The organism is Thalassospira marina (genome assembly GCF_002844375.1).
Taxonomy (GTDB): Bacteria; Pseudomonadota; Alphaproteobacteria; order Rhodospirillales; family Thalassospiraceae; genus Thalassospira; species Thalassospira marina.
In genome coordinates, this window is record NZ_CP024200.1 from 603,262 (window position 1) to 625,265 (window position 22,004).

Consider the following 22,004-nt stretch of genomic DNA (forward strand, 5'->3'; position numbering starts at 1 on the left):
AATGTTATGCCGTTGCAAGGCACATTGAAGGGCAAATATCACATACGCGAAAAAAGCCAAACGGCACCCGCATCAGGGTGCCGTTTGGTCGTATGGATACCGGGTTTGCAGGAACCTGACCGCTTGGCGGGGTGGCAATCGGGGCAGGATGGCCGCTTATATCCACACGATAACTGAAACACGGAAGGCTAGTGTTTCAGAATCTGGTTTAAAAACTGGCGGGCGCGATCATTTTGCGGATTGGTGAAAAATGCGTTCGGTTCGCCTTCTTCAACGATCTGGCCTGCATCCATGAAAATGATGCGGTCAGCCACGGCGCGGGCAAAGGCCATTTCATGGGTAACGCACACCATCGTCATGCCATCGCTGGCAAGTGACGTCATGGTTTCGAGGACCTCGGACACCATTTCAGGGTCCAGCGCCGACGTAGGTTCATCAAACAGCATGACAGCCGGGTTCATACAAAGCGACCGGGCAATGGCAACACGCTGCTGCTGGCCGCCGGAAAGCTGAATGGGGAATTTGTTGGCCTGTTCGGGGATGCGCACACGCTCAAGATATTGCAGAGCGGTTTTGCGGGCTTCTTCCTTTGATACACCCTTGATCCACATCGGGCCGATCATGCAGTTCATCAGCACCGTCATATGCGGGAACAGGTTGAAATGCTGAAACACCATGCCGACATTTTTGCGCACATCGCCAACGTCACGCATTTTGTTATGCAAGGTGATGCCATTCACCCGGATTTCGCCTTTCTGGTGCGCTTCCAGCCGGTTAAAACAGCGAATAAGCGTTGATTTCCCAGACCCGGACGGGCCGCATACCACAATGCGTTCGCCTTTGTGGACCTCCAGGTTGATGTCGTTTAACACCTGAAAAGCACCATACCATTTGCAGACATTTTTGGCTTCGATGATGGTTTCCGTGCTCATCGTACTTTGCTCCTGGCGAAGTGCTTTTCAATGCGGGACTGAACAAGTTCAAGAACGATCGACATGATCCAGTAAATCACCGCTGCCGAAATCAGCATTTCCATATGATTGAAGGTTTTCTGCCCCAGGGTGCGGGCCAGAAACATCAATTCCCAAACCCCGATCACGGAAACCAGCGAACTGTCCTTCAGCATGGAAATAAACTGGTTGCCGGTGGGCGGAATGATCACGGGCAGGGCCTGGGGCAGGATGATTTTGCGCATGGTAATGCCAAAACCAAAACCGATCGAACGGGCCGCTTCCCATTGGCCGCGATCAATGCTTTGGATGCCGGAACGGAAAATTTCCGTCATATAGGCACCATAACAAAGCGATAGCGCAATGATGCCAGCAGGCACCGCATCAATGATGTAACCAAGTTGCGGCAGACCCAGATAGATCAGGTAAATTTGCATCAAAAGCGGCAGGCCGCGAAAAAAGGATGTGTAAAAACTGGCAATCGCATAGGCAAAGCCATTGTTTGATAGCTTGGCGACCGCGCCAATAATGGCAATGACCGACGCAATCATGATGGAAATGGCCGACACATAAAGCGTGGTCAGCAAGCCCTGAGTAAGCATGAAGGGCAGTTTTTGGCCGATAAATTCAAGGCTGAGATCAAAGGTTTCAAAGAAAGCCAGAAACAGCAGCAGCAATTCAAGCCAGACAATGCCGATTTGCGCCACCAAGGGAAGGAAGCCAATGATGACAATATTCAGACAGAACAGAACCGAAAGCACAACGGCAATGGCAAAACGCCCGTAAAGCCCGCTTTGGGCCGGGTCGCCAATAACCGGGCGCATCAATTCGCCCATGGTGGTTCCGGTCAGATTGAACGCCATGAAAAAGGCAATCACCACAACAAACATGGTGGCGATAAACCATGGCTTATGCACAAGTATGTCGGATTCAACAGTATCCGGATAAAGCATCAGGAAGCCCCCTGTGGCAAAATGGCGGCCTTCGGGCCGAAAGCCGCCAACTGTTTTGATTTATTTTGTTGTTGTGTAATCGACGCCGTACCATTTGACGGAAATTTTACCGAGCGTTCCGTCGGCCTTCATATCGGCAATGGCCGCGGCGATTTTTTCTTTCAGTTCGGGGTCGCCATGTTCGATGGCAACGGCAAGCGGTTCGTAAAATACCGGATCGCCAAGCTGGCGGATCGGATAACCGGCCTTTTGCGCATCAAGAATACTGGGAAGGGAGGATAAAACCGCATCAAGGCGCGTGCCATCGCCCAGGCGCAAATCATCAAAGGCGGTTGACGAATTGGCATAGGATTTTACCTGGCCCGGCGTGAACTGATAGGTGAAGGCAGGCGCACCTGCTGCATCGAGAACCAGATCATGGTTGGCATAGGCTTCAAAGGTGGATGTGGTCGTTGCGCCAACAACCTTGCCATCAAGATCGGAAAGTTTGGTTGCCTTGCTGTCCTTGTGCACGGCAACGGCAGCGGGCGTGTAGTAATAGACAGCGGGGAAATCGAAAACCTTTTCGCGTTCCTTGGTCGGCGTCATAGAACCAACATGCATATCCCAGCGGCCCTGCCAGTGACCCGCAGTGATAATATCCCAGCCCGGCGTTACAAATTTAACGTCAACACCCAGATATTTGCCAATGCCCTTGGCAACATCAACGTCAAAACCATCCAGTTCGTTCTGGTCATTGACAAATGACTGGGGTGCCCAGTTGGCATCGGTTGCAACGGTAAGCGTTTTGTTGGCCATGATCCGGTCCAGGACAGCCCCTGCCTGCGCGGAACCCGCCATGAAAGACATGGCAAGCACCAGTGCAGATGCAGTCATTCCAATTACTTTCTTCATAGGTTCAATTCCCTCTGTTTGATCCTACCTGATTGACCGAAACGGCGTTTCGGCCTGTTATTTAGCGAAACTTATTGGTGGCAGATTTTGCGTCTTGTCCCGTGGGGCAGGGCGGATGACGCGGCCGTTCCTCCGTCGGGGTTATTGTTCCCCGTTTTCTTTCATTTCCCGGCGTACCGATTTCGCCACGCGAAATGCCTCGACACCTGCGGGAATACCGCAATAAACAGCAATCTGAATAAGGGCTGCCTGCAGTTCCTTCTCACTCAGCCCATTGCGAATGGCACCGCGAAAATGAATGCCAAATTCATGCATCCGGTTGCTCGCAGCGAGCATGCCCAAATTCAAAAGGCTGCGCTGTTTCAAATCCAGGCCATCATTTGTCCAGGCCATGCCCCAGCAATATTCGTTCAATACGTCCTGCAAAGGCTGGCCGAACGGGTCTTGATCCTTCATTGCCCGGTCAACATAGGTATCGCCCAGCACCTTGCGGCGAACCTGTTCGCCACTGGTTTTAAGTTTTGAATCAGTCATGGCTGTTTGCTTCCTTTGTTTGCAGGAAATCGCGCATCAGACTGGCGACCAGGGCCGGCGCCTCGATCAATATGGAATGGCGAAGACCCGGCAAAATTTCGAGGCGCGAACCGGGGATGCGGGCATGCATATATTCGGCCATGCGCGGGTTTGACCCCTGGTCATCCTGCCCGGTTACAATCAGGGTTGGTTTACGGATTTGATCAAGAAAACCGCCAAAATCGGTTTCAGCCAGCACGCGGTAAGCCGCGGCATAACAGTCCTGGTCGTTTTCACTGTCAAATTTGCGCAACCGTTCAATCAGTTCCGGGTTAGCCTGCTGGAAAGCTTCGGTCAGCCAGCGCGACAATGATGCATCATGGTGTTGGGCCGGTTTACCATTGCGCAGGGCATCAAGACGTTCCAGCACGCGTTCGCGTTCTTCGGGGGTGCGCCCGGCAACGGTTGAAAGCAATATCAGTTTGCGCAGCCTGTCCTGATGGGTCAGGGCCAGGCGCTGGGCGATCATGCCGCCCAGCGAAAACCCGGCAAGGTGAAACTGTGCAAATCCGGCCTTATCGGCCAGTGCCAGCGTTTCATTGACGAAATCATCAATTTCATAACGCCCGCGCACCCTGCTGGAACGACCATGCCCGCGCAGATCAAAGGTCAGGATAACGAAATCATCCTTTAGCTGGCTGACAACATTTTCCCATGCCTCCAGCCGTGATCCGACGCCGTGAATGCAAACCAGCGGGATGCTACCGGACCCTTCGATCCGGTAGTTCAGGGTGACATCCCCCACGGTATGTTGTGCGCTCTGCGCCATGCTTATGCGCCTGCCATCGCGCGGTCGCGTTCTTTTTCGCGCGCGGCAAAGAACGGAATAATATCGCGAATAAACAGTTCCAGCGTGCGTTTGCGCAATTCAAACGGCAGGTTAAAGGTCAGGCCCAGGCAATATTGGTCAACCCCGGCGGCTTCGTAATCAAGCAGCTTTTCAATCACCTCGTCAGGGGTGCCGAACAAAAGGTTCTTGCGGATATTTTCCGGATTGTAGTTTTCCTTGCCCTTTACGGCCTCGAACGGCACGGCTTCGGGGAAACCGTCTTTGACTCCGCCCAGATTTTGCATCAGGTTTTCAAAGGCACGGCCATAATCAATGCTGTGCTGAACGGCAATCTTCCAGTCCTCGGGATTGTCATAAACACAGGTGCGGCGCTGCATCATGAAACGCGGGCGTGGTACTTCGGGGTGATCGGAAACGGCCTTGGCAAATTTTTCGCCCAGCACCGCAATTTCCGCAGCCGGCATGGATAGCGGCGTTGACATGATGTTGGCACCATTGGCAATGGCCCAGTCAAACGTGCCGGGGTCACGCGCGGCCACCCAAATGGGCGGGTGCGGGTTTTGCACCGGTTTGGGCACAGCAGCGGTAATCGGGAATTTCCAGTAATGCCCGTCATGGGCGTAATCACCGGTCCACAGTTTTTTTACTGCCGGGACAATTTCCTTCAGATAGGCAACACCTTCCTGCTGGGGCATGCCGCCTGCCATACGGTCAAATTCATATTGATAGGACCCGCGCGCAATGCCAAATTCCAGGCGGCCATCGGTTAAATGGTCACAAAGGGCGGCTTCCCCGGCCAGGCGGATCGGTGACCAGTAAGGTGCCACCAGTGTTGATGTGCCAAGGCGGATGTTTTTGGTATGCTGCGCCAGCCAGACCAGCGTTTGAAACGGGTTGGGCGAAATGGTGCATTCCAGCGTGTGATGTTCAGCCGTCCAGATGGTTTCAAATCCACCCTCATCGGCAATCTGTGCCAGTTCCAGCAGGTCGTTTTTGACTTTGGTCATGGGAACGTCGGGTGAAAAACGTTCCATCGTCAAGGATACGGAAAACTTCATGATAATCAGCCTTTCCCCAAGGGTACGGATTATTTGAGACGCATGACAAACGGGTCCTGCATGACGCCGGAATAGTCGATGATGATGTTTTTCAGACGGGAGAATTCGCGCATGACTTCAAAGCCACCCCGGCGACCATAACCGCTCTGCTTGAAGCCGCCATTCGCCGACATAAATGACGAACTGCGATAGGTATTGATCCAAACCGTGCCAGCATCGACCTGATTGGCGAACCGAAGGGCGCGGTCGATATTTTGCGTCCAGATGCCCGATGCCAGACCGTAACGGGTGTCATTTGCCAGCGTGATCATTTCTTCTTCGGACCGGAACGGCATAACGCCAACGACCGGCCCAAAGATTTCATCACGCATGAAGGCCATATTGTTGCTGGCATCGGTCATGACGGTGGGTTCAAAATACCAGCCACCGGACTGTTCATGTGCCCACGGGCGTTTGCCGCCAACGGCCACTGTTGCCCCTTCGCTAACACCTGATGATACGTAATGTTCAACCTTTGAAAGCTGATCGGCCAGGGCCAGCGGGCCAATATCGGTTTCGGCATTCATGGGATGGCCGATCTGAATATGGCGGGTGCGTTCAACCAGGGCTTCGACAAAGCGATCATAAACCGATGCCTCGACAAAGCAGCGCGAACCGGCAACGCAGGTTTGCCCGGCAGCGGCAAAAACGCCCGACACAATGCCATTGACCGCATTTTCAATTTCAACATCGGCAAACACAACATGCGGGGATTTGCCGCCCAGCTCCATGGAACAGGGTACAAGGTTCTGGGCGGCATTACCGGCAATGCGGCGACCGGTGTCGGTACTGCCGGTAAAGACATATTTGGCAATGTCAGAATGGCGGGTCAGGGCTTCGCCCGCACTCGCACCAGTACCTGTCACAACGTTAACCACACCGGCGGGGAAGCCCGCCTCAACAATCAGTTCGGCCAGGGCAAGGGTAGATGCCGTTGCGTGTTCGGATGGTTTGATCACCACGGTATTGCCAATGGCAAGGCAGGGTGCCAGCGTGCCGGTTAACAGCATCAACGGCGAATTCCACGGCGTGATCATGCCCACAACACCCAGCGGTTCACGCGTGTTGTAATTCAGCATATCCAGCTTGTTGACCGGGATGGTTTCCCCCTGCAGCTTGTCAGCCATGCCGGCAAAATAATCATAGGTATCGGGCAGGGCGGCCATCTGGGCGCGCATTTCCTTGATCAGCTTGCCGTTATCGCGGGTTTCAATTTCCGCCAGGCTATCGGCATGATCGGCAATCAGTTGCGACAATCGACGCAGCAGGCGGCCACGGTCCGTCTGGGTCATACGGCGCCAGGCCGGGTTGCGGAATGCCTGGTTGGCGGCCTTAACCGCGGCTTCAACATCATCCTGGTCGCCCTGGGCAAATTCGTACCAGGGTTTACCCGTGGTCGGGTCGTAACTGGGAATATATTTGCCGTTTTTCGGGGCGACGAACTGGCCATCGATGAAAAGGTTCTGGCGTGAACCTTCCAGGGACTGAAGGGTGGTTTTCATGGGCTTGCTCTTGTCTGTCAGGGTGGAATGTTCAGGCTTGCAGGTCGCCTTCGATCATGGCGACACGGCCGCCATCACCAGAATCCATGTAGATCCCAAATTGATTGCTTTGCCGTTCGCGCACATAACGGCGCAGTGTTGATCGCAATTCGTGGGTGGGGATCTGGTCAAACGGCAGGTCGTTCACCGGAAACAGTTTCATGTCGCCGGGCAGGGTGCTTTCGCTCCAGTCGCCAGCAAGGCGCGCGCGATAAACAAGGTGGCCCGGGTCATTATCGGCGACATCAAAAACGGAATATAAAAACGTGTTTTCCGGGATCAGGCTTAGGGCGCTATCCCCGGCCAGTTCCAGTTGCCGATCCGTTCGCAGGCGTTTTGCGGTTGGCAATACCCAGCCACCCTTGCCGTCAGAACGCATCAAAAGGCGGTCACCAGCTTCGATCAGGTAACCGATCAGCATGCCATTGGGCTCCAGCCAGCCCGCCGGTAGCGGGTCCTTGACGCTGACATATTTGCCCCGGCAAAAACCAAGCGGTGCCACCGGCGTTGTGCCAAATGCCCGGACCTGACCAATCAGAATGGTGTGATCGCCGGCATCGGCCTGGCTAAAAGTCGAACAGTCAAACCAGCTAAGGCAGTCGCTTAATACCGGGGCACCGGTATGCATGGTGCTGTAAGTGACGGACTGGAATTTGTCTTCGGCGCGCGATGCAAAGACATTGGAAATATCGGTCTGGTCTTCATGCAGGATATTGACGGCAAACCGCCCGGCACTGGTAAAAACCGGATGACTGGATGCCGATTTCGAAATGCATACCAGCAAAAGCGGCGGGTCCAGCGACACCGATGTAAATGAATTTGCCGTCATTCCGCGCGGGGAGCCATCGGCATCCAGCGTGGTTACCACCGTAATGCCGGTAACAAACGTTCCAAACGCGTTTCGCAGCATTTTGCCATCAATCGCGCTATCAGCGCGGGCAGTTGCGTTTGCCATGCCTTGGATCTCCTCTCTCCATGATGGGATTGAGGCTATCTGCACGGCGGCACACCATCTTCCTTATAATCACAGGATGATAGCGACTATTTTTTATTTGTTTCGATGTAAAACTGCATTCACCGGCCGGGCCAACAGCAAAGACCATATATCAACACACGAAAAACCCCGCTGGCGTGCAAGGCATCAGCAGGGCAGTGAAATGAATGTGGAAAGACCGAAAAGAAAGGTACGACCGCAATACTAGTTTCGCGAATTATGCATCACATCATACAGGCGAATGGCAAGTTCAATAGCAAAGCGGCTATTGGCTGTTTCAAGGTCGATGCCAAACAGTTCCTGCATCCGCGTCAGGCGATAGCGCAAGGTGGTAACATGCAGGCCCATGGTATCGGCACAGGCCTGGTTGCGGCAGCCTTCCCGCAAAAACATCGACAGGGTTTCAAGATAGGGCGTGCCATTTTCGCGGTCATGCCGGGCGATTTCACCAATGCTTTCATGCACGAAACTTTTGACATCCTGGGCATCGGATGCCGCGACCAGCATGGGCAGCGGTCCAAACCCGTCGCTGGAAATGGCGCCGGTCGAGCCAAACGACCGCGCAATACGGATCATACGGCCGCAACGTTCCCAGATTGCCGGATAATCCCCCAGCGACGAACAGGTTTCACTGGCCAGAACCAGTGGGGCCTCGTCAAAATGATGGGCCAGGTCATCGGCTATGCGTTTGGTCAGCTTTGCCAGTTTTTCACGGCCCAAACCGGCCTGTTCCGGAATCAAGCAAACAAAACCACCCTCAATTGCCACCATGCCCGCATTGATCGATTGTTGCTGGGTGATGCGCGAAACAACACGTTCCACATCGACTGTATCACCATCGTAGCTGGCTTCGTTTTTGGGAAAGTCGATTACAACAAGCTGTTGCGCATTTTTAAAATCCAACCCCAGCCGTTGCGCCCGCTGATAGACATCATCGGCCTTTTTCCAGCGCGCTTCGACCACATCAAAAAACAGTTCCGCACGGGTGCGTGTTTCGGACCGAAACCGGATCACGCTGCGCATCATTTGTACGCTAAGCGCGAAACACCCGCTTTCAAGCAGCAGCTTTTCAAGGTCGGTAAAAGCAGGCTGATCGCTGAAAATAACCAGCGCGCCGACAGTTTGCTGATCAACAATCAGGGCGGCGACCTGTACAGGCAGGGTCAGATGGTGCCGGTCATCACGCAGAAACAGGCTGGTTTTTTCATCATCGGCGTGTTCGGTCTGTTCACGGCTGAATTTCAAAAGCTGTGGTGCCAATGTTGATGAGGCCGCCTTTTGCCAGGCATCATCATCATATTCCGTCCGGGCAGGCGATTTACCCGCAATCACCTGATTGGTGGTGAAATCAACCACCACCAATGGCGCAGGCACCATATCGGCCAGCATTTTTGATAATGAATAAACCGACCCGTCGCTTAGCACATGGCGCAAAAGCGTGCTGTGCGCACCCAATACCTGTTGCAAACTTTCGGCAGACTGGCGGGCCGCATGGAAACGGTGTTCACGTTCAACTGCGATTGTCCCCAAATGCGTGATCATGCCTAAAAAAGCCAGGTCAAGCTCGCTAACCTCGGTTACCTGACGGGCAATTACGCTTAAAACCATCGGGCGGCCTTCAAAATCCTCGCAATTCATCGGCATGACAAGGACAGTGCGATAATCGCGCTCGAATGCTTCTTTGCGATAACCGGGAAATTCTTCTGACTCGCGGGCATCACGAATATAGACCGGCTCGTTGCGCTGCAGGGCAATCAATGACGGGCTCATTGCCAGTTCCCATTTATTGGGAAGCGGGCGTTGCAGCAATGTCGGATCATAGCGCGCCAAAACATGGGCATAACCATGTGCAGCATCAATCGCCATGATCGAACCCAGCGCCCAATGCGCATGGCGGCACGCCCCGGCAATAAGCTGATGCAGGATCGTTTCAAGGTCGCCGCCACTATTGATCTGGCTGGCGACGTCGCGAAGCGACAATATCCGTGATGTCTGATCCAAAATTAAACCTGCCATTACGAACCGATTGGTTAATCATGTGCATCGAATGCGTGGCGGTCTACATTTTTTATAAGGAAAAATTCACGTCGACTTCCTTGATTCAAAGGAAGAAAAATTATCAACCAATTTTACGATAGCCGAAATTTCAACCAATCAGGGTTTAGGCACCATGTCGCTGGGCATTCGTAAAATTTGTACATTTCTGGAAGAAACCCATCTTGAAGGCGGGCGGGAAGTCCCACGCCCGACCAATATTGTGGTGGTGGCGGCCATCATTAAAAATCCGTGGGCGGGCAGGGGATTTGTTGAAAATCTGCGCCCGGAAATCCTCGATATCGCCATGGATCTCAGCCATCAGATGACCAACCGCCTGCTGGTACAAATGCCTGGTGAAAAAATCGAGGCCTGCGGAAAATCCGCTGCCGTTGGCATAAATGGCGAGATCGAACATGCATCGGCCATGATCCACACCCTGCGATTTGGCAACCCGTTTCGCGAAGCCATTGGCGGCACCAATTATCTGGAATTTACCAATACCCGCAATGCGCCCGGTGCCCTTATGGCATTGCCGATGATGCATAAAAGCGAAACTGGCAAACGCTCCCATTTCCTGACCGCAAATTTCCAGATCGCGGATGCCCCTGGCCCCGATGAAATCATGGTGGCCATAGGTGCGGCCGATAATGGCCGGCCACATGCCCGCATTGCGGACCGTTTCCAGGATCTGGCTGAACTCGAAGCCTGATCTAACCGCATTTTGCAGGCCGGTATACACCGTCAGGTGCGACGTATTACCGGCCTGTTGACCATCGGGCGACCTAAAGCCCGCGCACAGGGCAGCAACCTATGATCCGTCTTGACGATCTTGATCTGAAAATTTTGTCCGTTCTGCAGCGCGAAGGGCGCATAACCAAGGTCAAGCTGGCCGAGGCCGTAAATCTTTCACCCAGTCCGTGCTGGGAACGCCTTAAAAGGCTCGAGGATCATGGCGTTATTTCCGGCTACCACGCCCATATCAACCCGGCCTTTTTCGCCCGGCAAACCATTGTTCTCACCGAAATCAAACTTCGGCAGCATCGACACTGCGATTTTCGCCAGTTTGAAGATTACATCTGCCAAATACCGGAAATCGTTGAATGCTTTGCCCTTGGCGGCGGGCTGGATTACCTGTTCAAGGTGCTGTGCGCGGATGTTGATGGCTATCAACGCCTGATAGATCGGCTGTTATGTGCCGAAATCGGCATTGATCAGTATTTCACCTATATCGTGACCAAAAAAATCAAAACCAGCCCGTTTATACCGCTTCAGGATGCCGGCCTGTCGCGGTAGTCAGCGAATATGTTCAACCATTAAATCATACAGGTCCCGCGCGATGACAAGGCTGTCCTGCTGGTGCTGGCGCAGACAAAAAAGCTCGGCACTCCACCAGCCCTGATAACCGGTTGCTTTGACTGCATCGGTCCAGTGTTTAAGGTTGATCGCACCCTTGCCAATTGGCACATCGCGCAAAACAGGCTCGATCGGAATGCCCCCCGGATAGGGGTTTGAATCACAAAAATGCACCCCGTAAATCAATGATTTATCAATCTTGGCAACCATATCGGGTGTGTCACCCGAAACATGGCAATGCCAGTAATCAATCACGATACGCACATTATCACGCGCAGCACGGTCAATAATTTCCAACTGGTCGGCAAGGCAATTAACCGGTGACCAGCCCAGTGCCTCAAGATACAACACCAACCCATAGGGAGCAGCAAGGTCTGCCAGTTTTTGCAAATTGGCGGCACAAAGGGCGATCTGGTCTTTGTGATCCAGCCGTAGAAACGCATGATCGCGTCGCAGGGCTGGCTGATTTTGGCAATCAATAACCTGTTGCACATCAAGCGGGCCGGTTAACACCTGCACGCCCTTGGCACCGGCCATTGCCGCCATTTTAAAAAGCTTTTCCGCATCCGCAAACAGGCTGGCTGCCGTTGCATCACTGCGTTCAATATCGGCTAGATAGCCAAGGCCGGGGCAATCAAGGCCATCCAGGTAAGATCGCAAGTCATCCTGTGTCAGGCCAGCGGCCAAAAATGCATCCAGTTTCGTTGCCGAAAGTTCCAGCCCGTCAAATCCGACCTGGCGTGCAATGACAGTATCCATAACAAAGGTCGCATGTCGGGCGACGGTTGGATGAAGGATCAGTTTCTGCACGTTTGCGGACATGGTCGAAATTCCCTTTGATGCACATGGCCAGCACCCGCCAGCCGTTAAACCTGCAGCGATTTTTCGGCGAAACCGGCCAACAGGCAATTGCGCAACCGGTTTTTATAAAGCGCAAACTGACGCAACCGTGCAAAATTCCTGTTTCACAGCCCCATCCCGACGGCGCATCGTGGCTTTAAATGCGCGAACAATGTTGGTGGAGACAAAATTGTCGCAAGCCGTGCGTCAAATTGCGCCAATGGATGTTGCCCTGCGAAATTGAATGCATTCAGATCCCTGATAATTTCACCCGATACCTGCGGCGAGATAGGTGCGCCTAATTGCGTGTTGCAGGCCGGTACAAATAGGGGAACGGCGAATGAAAATGGCGGATTATATTATTGTTGGTGGCGGCTCGACAGGCTGTGTGATTGCTTCGCGCCTCTCGGAAAACCCGGATTGCACCGTTACCCTGCTTGAAGAAGGCCCGCGCGATTATAACCCCTATATCCATATTCCCGGTGCCTATTACAAAACCGCGCAAGGCCGCCTGTTAAAACGCTATAACTGGCAACCAACCGCCGATCAGGCCCGCGATGATGACCCGACAATGGTGCAGGCCAGTGTGCTGGGGGGTGGCAGTTCGGTAAATGCCATGATTTATATTCGCGGCAACCCGGCCGATTATGACGGTTGGGCGCAGGCCGGAGCGGAAGGCTGGGGCTATGATGATGTTTTGCCCTATTTCAAAAAGGCCGAAAACAACAACCGCTTTTGCAACGATGCCCACGGCACCGAAGGGCCGCTTGGCGTTTCCGATATCGATCATATCCACCCCTTAACCCGCGCCTGGCTTTTGGCGTGCCAGCAAAATGGCATGCCCTTTAACCCTGATTTTAATTCAGGCAATCCGGCGGGGTGTGGGCTTTATCAGATCACCGCGCGCAATGGGCGGCGCAGCAGTGCGGCAACCGCCTATCTGAAACCGGCACGCAACCGTAAAAACCTGACGGTTCAAACAGGCGCGCGCATTTGCAAAATCATTTGTGAAAATGGCCGTGCCACAGGTGTTGAATATGTCATGAACGGCAAAACCCGCATCATGCGCGCCCGTCACGAAGTGATCATTTCCGCCGGTGCCATTGCCAGCCCCAAATTGTTGATGACATCGGGGTTTGGTGCGGCGCGTACCCTTGAAAAACACGGCATCAAGGTTGTGGCCGATATCCCCGGTGTCGGGCAGAACCTGCAGGATCATATTGAAATGTCGCTGATCTATCAGCTGAATGGGCCACATAGTTACGACAAGTACAAAAAGCTGCACTGGAAGGCCTTGGCAGGTTTGAATTACCTGTTGTTCAAAGGCGGTCCTGCATCCTCGAACCTGATAGAAGGGGGTGGCTTCTGGTGGGCAAACCGGGCCGAAGCCATGCCCGACATGCAATATTTCATGGTTGTTGGCGCCGGAATTGAAGAAGGTGTCGACGCCGTGCCGGGCGGCAATGGCTGCACCATTAATCTGGGCCAGATCCGCCCGCGATCGCGCGGCGAGGTGACATTGCAATCGGCCGACCCGCAAACACCACCACGCATTGCACCCAATTATTTTGCCGATCCGTATGATCTGGAAACGCTAACGGATGGGGGCCTGTTTGCCATTGAAATTATGGAACAACCTGCCATTCGCAAATATCTACAACAGCGCCATGTGCCAGACATGAAAATTCGCACGCGGGCTGATTTCAGAACATTTTGCCAAAACACGGCCCATGCCGCCCTGCACCCCGCCGGAACCTGCAAAATGGGGCAAGACGACATGGCCGTTGTCACACCTGACCTTAAAGTTCGCGGGATTGAAGGGCTACGGGTCGCCGATGCCTCCATCATGCCCAACCTGATTTCGGGGAACCCAAATGCAGTTTGCATCATGATCGGCGAAAAGGTTTCTGATCTGATTTTGGGTGAGAAAGCTATCTAGTGTAAAAGGCACTGCGTCACCGGATGCTATCGCATGTTGGCGCAGTGCCCTGAAATTCAGACCAGTATTTCAACCAGGATATTTCCCGGTGCAATAAATACCGCCTCGTAATAGCCATCCCCCGTATGGCGTGGTCCTTTAACGTCAAATCCGGCGCGGGCAAGCTCGACTGCCTTGTCGTTAACAGCCAGTTCACTGCCCAGCGAAATGGCGATATGCGACCAGTCTTCAAATTCAAATTCCTGAATCTGATGCACCCACGGCCCGGTCATCAGCTCGATCCGGGTGTCTTTTTCCAGGCTGACGAAAATGGATTGATAACCGGGGCGGTTCTGGCTGCTATAAACCGGTGATAGTTGCGCCCCGAAATAATGCTGCCAAAATTCGGCCGATGCTGACAGGTCCCGCGTCCATAACGCAACATGTTCGATATGGGCCATGATCAAACGACCGTTTGCGCAGTTACCTGACCGGCCAGCTTGCGCACACGGTTTGCGGCATCGGCCAATCGCTGGGCTGGCAGGTCGCCATTTTCAACGGCCTGACAGATACGGGTATTTAACGCGCGCAAATCATTGGCGGCTGATAACAGCAGTAAATCAGACCCGGCCTTTAAGGCCTCAATCGCCGCACCGGGTACATCAAACCGGTCGCGCAGGGTGGCGGGTGCATCAAGATCGTCACTCACGACAAGCCCGGCAAAATCCAGTTTTTTCAACGCCGAAATTGTTGGTTCGGATAATGAAGATGGCATATCCGCATCCATCGCCGGAACAAGGGCAGGGCCGGTCATGATCGCGCGCGGGCCAGCGGCAATAACCCCGGCAAAAACCGATATTGCCCGGTCAATGTCATCCTTGCTGGCGATCACGGTAGCAATATCCGTTGCCGGGTCACCATCCATATCGGGGTGGCCGGGGAAATGCTTTGCCACGGTGATAATTCCTGCCGCCTCAACCCCCTTGATAAAGGCGCTGACGATACGGATGGTATTTGCTGGGTCATCGGCCAGCGTGCGGCCCTGAAGCCATGGATTATTGCCGGTTATCACATCAACGACAGGTGATAAAAACATCGTCACACCCAACGCACGGGCGGCCTTTGCCATTGCAAATGCGGATGCGTAAATTTCTTCATCGGGCATGGTCAAAAGTGCGTCACGTCCCGGTATTTGCGGTACCATACCATGCAGGCGCAAAATCCCGGCGGGTTCCTGATCAAGGGCAATAATCGCACCACCTGCCTTTTGATGGATCAGCGCGGCATAGGCCGCAAAATCGACCGCCGTTTCGGACTGACACCGCGTTTCCGACATTTTGCGGCCAACATATTCAGCGCGATTTTCCCCCAAAAGCAGGGTTTTACCCCCTTCGGCAAAATATTGTTCCAGGGCAGGTGTCAGTTCCAGATTATCGATTGCGGGCAATAAAACGGCATTGGCATCCAGGACAAGCTGGCTCATGGGGTCCTCGTTTCAGGATTTGGGTTTACGGGCCAGATATGGCGCCAAAAGATCGGAAAGGGGCGTATCAGCACTAATGGATTGCGCCAGTACGTGGGCATCCTTCAACCCGATAAAGGGGACCAGCCCGTTTTCAATGGTTTGGGGATGCTCCAGCATATTGCGCGACCGGCCAAGGTTAACCATCAACCCTTCAATGCATTGCTTTGCCAGTGTTTTCATTGCCTTTGCCAGCATGCCCGTTGCGCCCAGCAATGCATAGGCCAGCATCGGTTCAAACGGGTTGCGCTGCAATTGCCCGGCTTCGGCGGCCAAGCTGATGGCAACGTCGCTGCCAATTATATGAAAGGCAACCTGGTTAACCATTTCGGGGATCACCGGGTTTATTTTACCGGGAATTTGCGGTGAACCGGCCTGCACCGGCGGAAGCGACAATTCGCCAATGCCCCCATTTGGCCCGCTGGCAAGCAGGCGCAAATCATTGCAAATCTTCGATAGGGTAATCGCCTGGCGCTTTAACCCCGCCGAAAGCCCGACAAGATCGGACATATTCCATGCCGCCGCGACCAGATCATGGGCGGGCATCAGCGACAGGCTGGTAAGTGCTTCAAGTTCGCCAATCACTGCATGGGTAAATGCTGGCTGATCACTTAGTGATGATCCGGCAATGGTGCCGCCCAAATTGATCTGCGAAAGCCCGGCGCGCATCGCCAGCGTGTTTTCAAGGTCATGTAACAGAACATGCGAAAAGGCGGTAAATTCCTCGCCTATCTTCATAGGTACGGCATCCATCAAATGGGTGCGTGCCAGTTTTAAATCATCCTTGAAAGCACGGCCTTTCGCGGCAAAACTTTCGGCAAGGCCGGAAACGGCATTTTCCAGTTCGACCAGTTCAAACAACAGGGCAATGCGCAAGGCTGTGCTGTGCACATCGGTCGTGGACTGCGACAGGTTGACATCATCAACCGGGTGCAAATGTTCGTAATTGCCGCAGGAATAACCCAGCAATTCCAGCCCGCGATTGGCGATGATTTCGTTTAAATTCATATGGCTGGAGGTACCACCCCCGCCTTGAAACACATCAACAATCAAATGCCGGGCATGCTGGCCTGCCAAAAGTTCGTCGCATACCCGGCCAATCACATCAGCCTTTTCATCAGTCAGCAGGCCCAGCCGGTTATTGGCAATGGCTGCGGCCTTTTTAACCAATGCAAAGGCCTTAACCAGCGGGCGCAAACTGGCCAGCGTTGTGCCCGAAACATTGAAATTTTCCGACGCACGCAGGCTGTGAATACCATAAAGCGCATCACGCGGAATTTTGCGGCTGCCCAGTGCATCGGTTTCCAGGCGCACCCAGGTTGGATCTGGCTCCATCACCGTTTCCTGCATTTGTTATCGGCAGGGCCATGCTGACCCTGCCACAATGATCACAACGGGGAATCAGCCCCTGGGATGCAGTTCGATTGCCAGCCAGATGGAATCGGTATCGGCGTAATAGCGGTGCCAGGGATAGGTCCATTCATTTTCACCTGTAACCCGGCAAAACGGATCATGCGAATAGCCAGCAGGCATTAAAACATCTTCATAAAGCGTGTTTTCATCGCGGGTGGCGAATTTTTGCATACGGCCAAGGCCATGAATTTGCGTATGAACTTCCAGAAACGGATGTTCATTATGAATGAAGCAATCCGTATCACCCGGCGACCACCACAGATTAAGTTTCAGGTCAAATTCCTGCGGTGCCGATGAATCGCGCCGTTCGTTGGTAAACACGAACGGGTCGGTAATAACGCTACCAATATGGTCCTGCGGAGAAATATAAAGCGGTGTATCACGCGGAAAACTGCGAATGCGGTTTCCCAGCCAGTCCCAACCACGCAGGCCAACACCGCCCAGATTGGTGCGTTTGACGACCTTGATCACGGCCGCACGTTCACCAGACTTGATCACACCGCCCTTAAGCCAGGTCGATTTCCATGCCGGGACAATCGCCGGGTGATCCGTACCCGTAATCATCGGGGCAGTTGACAGGTTGATCACAACCCCGTCTTCAACATGATAATCACAAGGATTATCAATAAGCTGTGCCGTGATGAATTCGTCGTGAAAGGCGAGGTTGCGGACTTCGTTCGTCATAATTCGATGCCTGTCGGTTTCCGTTAAGTTGCCGATAGCAAACCATCTTATTTCGACGCAGGCCAGTTCGCGACAAACGCAATTATGACGCACTTTGAAGCAGAAATTGGCCCTGATTGCGTAAAAACTAGCTGGGTTTGATCATATCAGGCGCTTCGCCCAGATATTCGCGTGCTTCGCGCGGAATCGAATTGTCGTTCATATCAAGGGTGGTTGTGCTTTGCAGTTCTTCACGGCTAAGAAGGCCGGGGCGGCGGTAATGCAAAACGGCCCGGGTCGAAAAAGGCTGGCGAAACATGGTTGCCGCCACACCACTGACAATGCCGAACATGAACCGTTTGGCGCTGCGTTGCACGCTGGAGAAAATACCAAAGGTAAATTCGTTTCGCTGCACCGATTCAAAATCAATGCAGAAAACCCGGTCTTCTACCGGAAAGGTAAAGCCATGATATTTAAAAATATATTCGGTTTTCTTCGGGTTATCGTAACTGGGAAACCGTTCGACATAATAGTGATTGAGGAAATCACCATTCTGGAAAATGCAAAAGGCGGAACGCAAAATTTTGCGCGAATAGATCGACGAATACTGGTAGCGGTCATAACAGCCGACATATTCGCCCATATCCACTTTGCTTGAGACAGCAACCGTATCAAGAAAGCTCAGCACCTGTGGCGCGCGGCGCAAATTGTCCAGCACATCAAAAAAATTGCCATCCACCAGTGCGCGAAAATGTTCGGGTTCGGAAAACAGAACTTCGGGGCTGAGGCCAAAGAAATTGGCGATGATGCGGATATTCCCCGATGACGGCAGATGTTTGCCCGACAGATATTTGTTGAATTGCTGCCGGTTGATGCCGACCTTGCGACATATGTGCGAAATGGAGCCCTGACGGTCACATAACAGGCGAAGATTGGCCGAAAATGCCGCCAGGCGGGCCGTTGTTTCATGTTGCGGTAGCAAATCTTTGGCCTCTCACTACTTCGCACAATGTGCGTCAATTTGCGTCATCAATCTATCATATGCGAAATTGCCCGGACCCTGTCAAGCCTGCAAGATTTTGATCAGCAACAACGCAGATACGCCACTTGCTCAAAGGGCGTAACACAAGCAGGGAAGCAAAGATTATGAAACTTACGGGCGGTCAAGTCGTTGCCAAGGCGCTCAAGGAATATGGCGTAGAATATGTTGCCGGGGTTCCGGGGCATGGCATCTGGTCCCTTTTTGATGCCTTCCTGCAGGAAGGATCGGAAATTCCGTTCATCCAGGTCATGCATGAACAGAGTGCCGTCCACATGGCGGATGGCTATTACCGCGCTTGTGGCAAGCCGATGGCCTGTTCAACCTCGGTCGGGCCGGGTGCAACCAATACCATCATTGGTCTGGCAACGGCCTATTGTGACTCAACGTCGGTTTTTTATGTGTCGGGTTCGCCGCAAACCTACATGCATGGTCACGGCACGATGCAGGAGCTTGAACGCCAGCAGGACAACGCCTTTCCCCGCATTACCGAACAGGTAACCAAACGCGCCTGGCAGGCAAATTCGGTCGAAGTATTGCCAACCATCATGCATCGCGCCTTCAACGAAATGATGACGGGTCGCCCCGGTCCGGTCCATGTTGAAGTGCCGATGGATGTGCAGGTTGAAGCCGCAGATGTAACGATCCATCCGTTGCAAAGCCGCCTTCCGATCGGCATTGCCCACCCGGACCCGGCCGCAATTGAAGCCGCCGTCAAACTGCTGCAATCGGCCAAACGGCCGGTCATTGTTGCAGGCGGCGGGGCCATTACCGCCAACGCATCAAAGGCATTGACCGAACTGGCCGAACGCCTGGGGGCGGCTGTTTCCATCACCTGGAACGGTAAAGGTGCCATTTCCGAGGACCACGACCTGTTCATTGGTGCAGTTGGCCAAACCGGCACCACATGTGGCAACAAAATCACATCTTCTGCCGATGTTATCTTGTCCGTTGGTTGCCGCTTTACCGACTGGTCGGCATCATCCTATGCCCAGGGTGTCAGTTTTTCGATCCCGCCGGGGAAACTGGTCCATATTGACCTGGACCCCCGCGAAATTGGCAAAACCTATCCGACCGACGTCGGCGTTGTCGCCGATGCCAAAATCGCACTTGAAGCGATGCTGGCCCTGATCCCGGCCGAAAATGCAGCACAGGCCCGCATCGAAAACGAAGCCTTCCTTGCCGATGTCAAACAGGCCAAGGCCGACTGGGAAGCACAGGTTTCCCCGCGTGAAAACAGTCGCGAAACCCCGTTCACATCGCAACGCCCGCTTCGCGCCCTGCGTAATGTGCTGGACCGCAACGGCATTGTTGTTGTCGGCTCGGGCAATACGCAAGGGTCGGTCAAGCAAAGCTTCCCGGTTTACGAACCGCGTACCCATATCACATCGGGGTCATTTTCGCCGATGGGCTGGGCTGTTCCCGCCGCCATGGGCGCCAAACTGGCCTGCCCGGACCAGCAGGTTGTGGCCATTGTTGGTGATGGTGATTTCATGATGTCGCTGCCCGAAATGGGAACCGCCGTCATGAACGGGATCAATGTTGTGTTCCTGGTGCTTAACAACCAGGGTTACATGTCGATCCGGGGTGGACAGCGCAAATTCATGGGCCGCCATATCGCATCGGAATTTAACCATCATGCCGGCAATGGCGCGCCATATTCGGCTGATCTGACGGCAACAGCACGTGCCTTTGGCCTGCAGGCCTGGAAGGTTGAAAAGGACGAAGACCTTGAAAGCAGCCTGAAAGCCGCACTGGACTGCAATGGCCCGGCATTGGTCGAAGTCATCGTCTCGCGCGATGCGGCAGGGCCGTTTGCAACCGGCTGGTGGGATTTCCCGTCACCGGCCTACTACGAAAAAGAACAGGCCGCCTACAACGAGATGCGCAAAAAAGAACAGCATCTGTAATCGCAAGTCGGGCAGAGAAGGGGCGCAATAAACCCCTCCCCACCCAACGCACAGCGACCACCACACATCTTCTCCAAACCATAAATTTGCACAGCGGGTGAATGCGATGCGTCACCCGAAAGGGTAGATATTTGCATGATCAGGCATTTTAAAACCGCACGCCTTCAAAACAGCGACCAAACAGACCCCGCCGTAACCAAGGCCGTTGAAAAACTTCTGGCCGAGGTGGCCGAGGGTGGCGACCGCGCGGTTCGGGAACTGAGCATCCGATTTGACGAGCTTGATCGCGACAGTTACCGGCTTAGCGATGCCGAAATTGCCGCCTGTGTTGACGGGCTGAGCAAACAGGAACGCCACGATCTGGATTTTGCCCAGGAACAGGTTGGCAATTTTGCCCGTTTGCAGCGCGAAACCATGACCGACCTTGAAGTTGAAACACTCCCTGGTGTGGTTTTGGGCCATAAGAATGTGCCAATTGAAAATGTTGGCTGTTATGTACCGGGCGGGAAATATCCGCTGCTGGCATCTGCCCATATGACGGTGCTGACCGCAAAGGTCGCAGGCTGCAAACGCGTTATTACCTGCGCGCCGCCCTTCAAGGGTGAAATCGCCCAGAAAATCGTCGCGGCACAGCATCTGGCGGGTGCCGATGAGATTTATTGCCTGGGTGGCGTGCAGGCCATTGCTGCCATGGGCTATGGCACCGAAACCATCAAACCGGTCGATATGCTGGCAGGTCCCGGTAATGCCTATGTCGCCGAAGCCAAACGCCTTTTGTTTGGCAAGGTCGGCATCGATCTGTTCGCTGGGCCGACCGAAACACTGGTTATTGCCGATGAAACTGTTGATGGCGAGATTTGCGCAACTGATTTGTTGGGACAGGCCGAACATGGCACCAATTCACCGGCAGTCATGATCACGAATTCCGAAAAACTGGCCCGCGATACCCTTGAGCAGATTGACCGCCTGTTGCAAATCCTGCCGACTGCGGAAATCGCTGCAAAGGCCTGGCAGGATTACGGTGAAATCATCGTTTGCGATACCCTTGAAGAAATGGTGCAGGAAGGCGACCGCATCGCATCCGAACATGTGCAGGTCATGACCAGCGACCCTGATTATTTCCTGGAAAACATGACCAATTACGGCGCGCTGTTTTTGGGCGAACGTACCAATGTTGCCTTTGGTGACAAGGTCATTGGCACCAACCACACCTTACCAACCCTTAAGGCCGCACGTTACACCGGCGGGCTTTGGGTCGGAAAATTCCTTAAGACCTGCACCTATCAGCGCATTCTGACCGACGAGGCATCGGCCAAAATCGGGGCTTACGGGTCACGTCTTTGCCACATGGAAGGCTTCATCGGCCATGCCGAGCAGGCCAACATCCGTGTTCGCCGTTTTGGGGGTCGCAATATCGGATACGGCGCGGCTGTAGACGGCTAACGTCACGTTATCCGGACCGAGACGAGCACAAAGCCGCCGGTCCGGGATTTTTCCACGATCAATCTTTCAAATCA

Annotated in this window: 20 protein-coding genes; 5 read left to right on the forward strand and 15 right to left on the reverse strand. The window is 53.7% G+C overall.

Annotated elements, in window-relative coordinates:
* Positions 1-188: 188 nt before the first annotated feature.
* From CSC3H3_RS22865 to CSC3H3_RS22905, 9 genes are all read right to left on the reverse strand, one after another.
* On the reverse strand, positions 189-932 hold the full coding sequence (locus tag CSC3H3_RS22865) for an amino acid ABC transporter ATP-binding protein (RefSeq protein WP_101286676.1): 744 nt from the start codon (positions 930-932) through the stop codon (positions 189-191).
* Complete coding sequence (locus CSC3H3_RS22870; RefSeq protein ID WP_101267152.1) at positions 929-1,903, reverse strand: amino acid ABC transporter permease; 975 nt, start codon at positions 1,901-1,903, stop codon at positions 929-931. Before CSC3H3_RS22870 ends, CSC3H3_RS22865 begins: the two co-directional genes overlap by 4 nt.
* A gap of 60 nt (positions 1,904-1,963) precedes the next feature.
* The gene (locus tag CSC3H3_RS22875) at positions 1,964-2,797 is read right to left on the reverse strand and encodes a transporter substrate-binding domain-containing protein (RefSeq protein WP_101286677.1); all 834 of its coding nucleotides are present in this window, start codon (positions 2,795-2,797) and stop codon (positions 1,964-1,966) included.
* Positions 2,798-2,938: 141 nt separating this feature from the next.
* Positions 2,939-3,331: a carboxymuconolactone decarboxylase family protein gene (locus CSC3H3_RS22880; protein WP_101286678.1), complete on the reverse strand. Its 393-nt coding sequence runs from the start codon at positions 3,329-3,331 to the stop codon at positions 2,939-2,941.
* Positions 3,324-4,139 (reverse strand): alpha/beta fold hydrolase, encoded by an 816-nt coding sequence (locus CSC3H3_RS22885; protein WP_101286679.1) that lies wholly within the window; start codon positions 4,137-4,139, stop codon positions 3,324-3,326. The genes CSC3H3_RS22880 and CSC3H3_RS22885 overlap by 8 nt, the downstream gene beginning before the upstream one ends.
* A gap of 2 nt (positions 4,140-4,141) precedes the next feature.
* A complete protein-coding gene (locus CSC3H3_RS22890; protein ID WP_101286680.1) occupies positions 4,142-5,218 on the reverse strand; it encodes an LLM class flavin-dependent oxidoreductase in 1,077 nt (358 codons plus the stop codon).
* Between the two features lie 29 nt (positions 5,219-5,247).
* Entirely contained in the window at positions 5,248-6,759 is a 1,512-nt protein-coding gene (locus CSC3H3_RS22895) for an aldehyde dehydrogenase (protein ID WP_101286681.1), read from the reverse strand.
* A 31-nt stretch (positions 6,760-6,790) separates the two neighbouring features.
* Entirely contained in the window at positions 6,791-7,753 is a 963-nt protein-coding gene (locus CSC3H3_RS22900) for a flavin reductase (protein ID WP_101267142.1), read from the reverse strand.
* Between the two features lie 243 nt (positions 7,754-7,996).
* On the reverse strand, positions 7,997-9,793 hold the full coding sequence (locus CSC3H3_RS22905; RefSeq protein WP_101286882.1) for a helix-turn-helix domain-containing protein: 1,797 nt from the start codon (positions 9,791-9,793) through the stop codon (positions 7,997-7,999).
* Between the two features lie 169 nt (positions 9,794-9,962).
* Between CSC3H3_RS22905 and CSC3H3_RS22910 the strand changes: the two genes are divergently transcribed.
* Both CSC3H3_RS22910 and CSC3H3_RS22915 read left to right on the forward strand, forming a co-directional pair.
* Complete coding sequence (locus tag CSC3H3_RS22910) at positions 9,963-10,538, forward strand: amino acid synthesis family protein (RefSeq protein WP_101286682.1); 576 nt, start codon at positions 9,963-9,965, stop codon at positions 10,536-10,538.
* Positions 10,539-10,639: 101 nt separating this feature from the next.
* Positions 10,640-11,122, forward strand: coding sequence for an Lrp/AsnC family transcriptional regulator (locus CSC3H3_RS22915; RefSeq protein ID WP_101286683.1), 483 nt, complete (start codon positions 10,640-10,642; stop codon positions 11,120-11,122).
* On the opposite strand, the gene CSC3H3_RS22920 is transcribed toward CSC3H3_RS22915, so the two are convergent.
* Positions 11,123-12,004 (reverse strand): sugar phosphate isomerase/epimerase family protein, encoded by an 882-nt coding sequence (locus CSC3H3_RS22920; protein WP_101286684.1) that lies wholly within the window; start codon positions 12,002-12,004, stop codon positions 11,123-11,125.
* A 364-nt stretch (positions 12,005-12,368) separates the two neighbouring features.
* Between CSC3H3_RS22920 and CSC3H3_RS22925 the strand changes: the two genes are divergently transcribed.
* Positions 12,369-13,961, forward strand: a complete 1,593-nt coding sequence (locus tag CSC3H3_RS22925) for a GMC family oxidoreductase (protein ID WP_101286883.1) — start codon at positions 12,369-12,371, stop codon at positions 13,959-13,961.
* 56 nt (positions 13,962-14,017) lie between these two features.
* Here CSC3H3_RS22925 and CSC3H3_RS22930 read toward each other — a convergent pair whose 3' ends face one another.
* The 5 genes from CSC3H3_RS22930 to CSC3H3_RS22950 all read right to left on the reverse strand — a co-directional run bounded on the left by CSC3H3_RS22930 (position 14,018) and on the right by CSC3H3_RS22950 (position 18,520).
* Positions 14,018-14,401: a VOC family protein gene (locus tag CSC3H3_RS22930; RefSeq protein ID WP_101286685.1), complete on the reverse strand. Its 384-nt coding sequence runs from the start codon at positions 14,399-14,401 to the stop codon at positions 14,018-14,020.
* A gap of 2 nt (positions 14,402-14,403) precedes the next feature.
* Positions 14,404-15,423: a glycoside hydrolase family 3 N-terminal domain-containing protein gene (locus CSC3H3_RS22935; protein ID WP_101286686.1), complete on the reverse strand. Its 1,020-nt coding sequence runs from the start codon at positions 15,421-15,423 to the stop codon at positions 14,404-14,406.
* A gap of 12 nt (positions 15,424-15,435) precedes the next feature.
* Positions 15,436-16,797, reverse strand: coding sequence for an aspartate ammonia-lyase (locus CSC3H3_RS22940; RefSeq protein WP_157831996.1), 1,362 nt, complete (start codon positions 16,795-16,797; stop codon positions 15,436-15,438).
* A gap of 66 nt (positions 16,798-16,863) precedes the next feature.
* Complete coding sequence (locus CSC3H3_RS22945) at positions 16,864-17,559, reverse strand: hypothetical protein (protein WP_101286688.1); 696 nt, start codon at positions 17,557-17,559, stop codon at positions 16,864-16,866.
* A gap of 127 nt (positions 17,560-17,686) precedes the next feature.
* Complete coding sequence (locus CSC3H3_RS22950) at positions 17,687-18,520, reverse strand: helix-turn-helix domain-containing protein (protein ID WP_085590184.1); 834 nt, start codon at positions 18,518-18,520, stop codon at positions 17,687-17,689.
* Between the two features lie 164 nt (positions 18,521-18,684).
* Here CSC3H3_RS22950 and CSC3H3_RS22955 point away from each other — a divergent pair, with 164 nt between their 5' ends.
* Positions 18,685-20,487: a thiamine pyrophosphate-binding protein gene (locus CSC3H3_RS22955; protein WP_101286689.1), complete on the forward strand. Its 1,803-nt coding sequence runs from the start codon at positions 18,685-18,687 to the stop codon at positions 20,485-20,487.
* 135 nt (positions 20,488-20,622) lie between these two features.
* On the forward strand, positions 20,623-21,930 hold the full coding sequence (gene hisD / locus CSC3H3_RS22960) for a histidinol dehydrogenase (protein WP_101286690.1): 1,308 nt from the start codon (positions 20,623-20,625) through the stop codon (positions 21,928-21,930).
* The last annotated feature ends 74 nt before the right edge of the window (positions 21,931-22,004 follow it).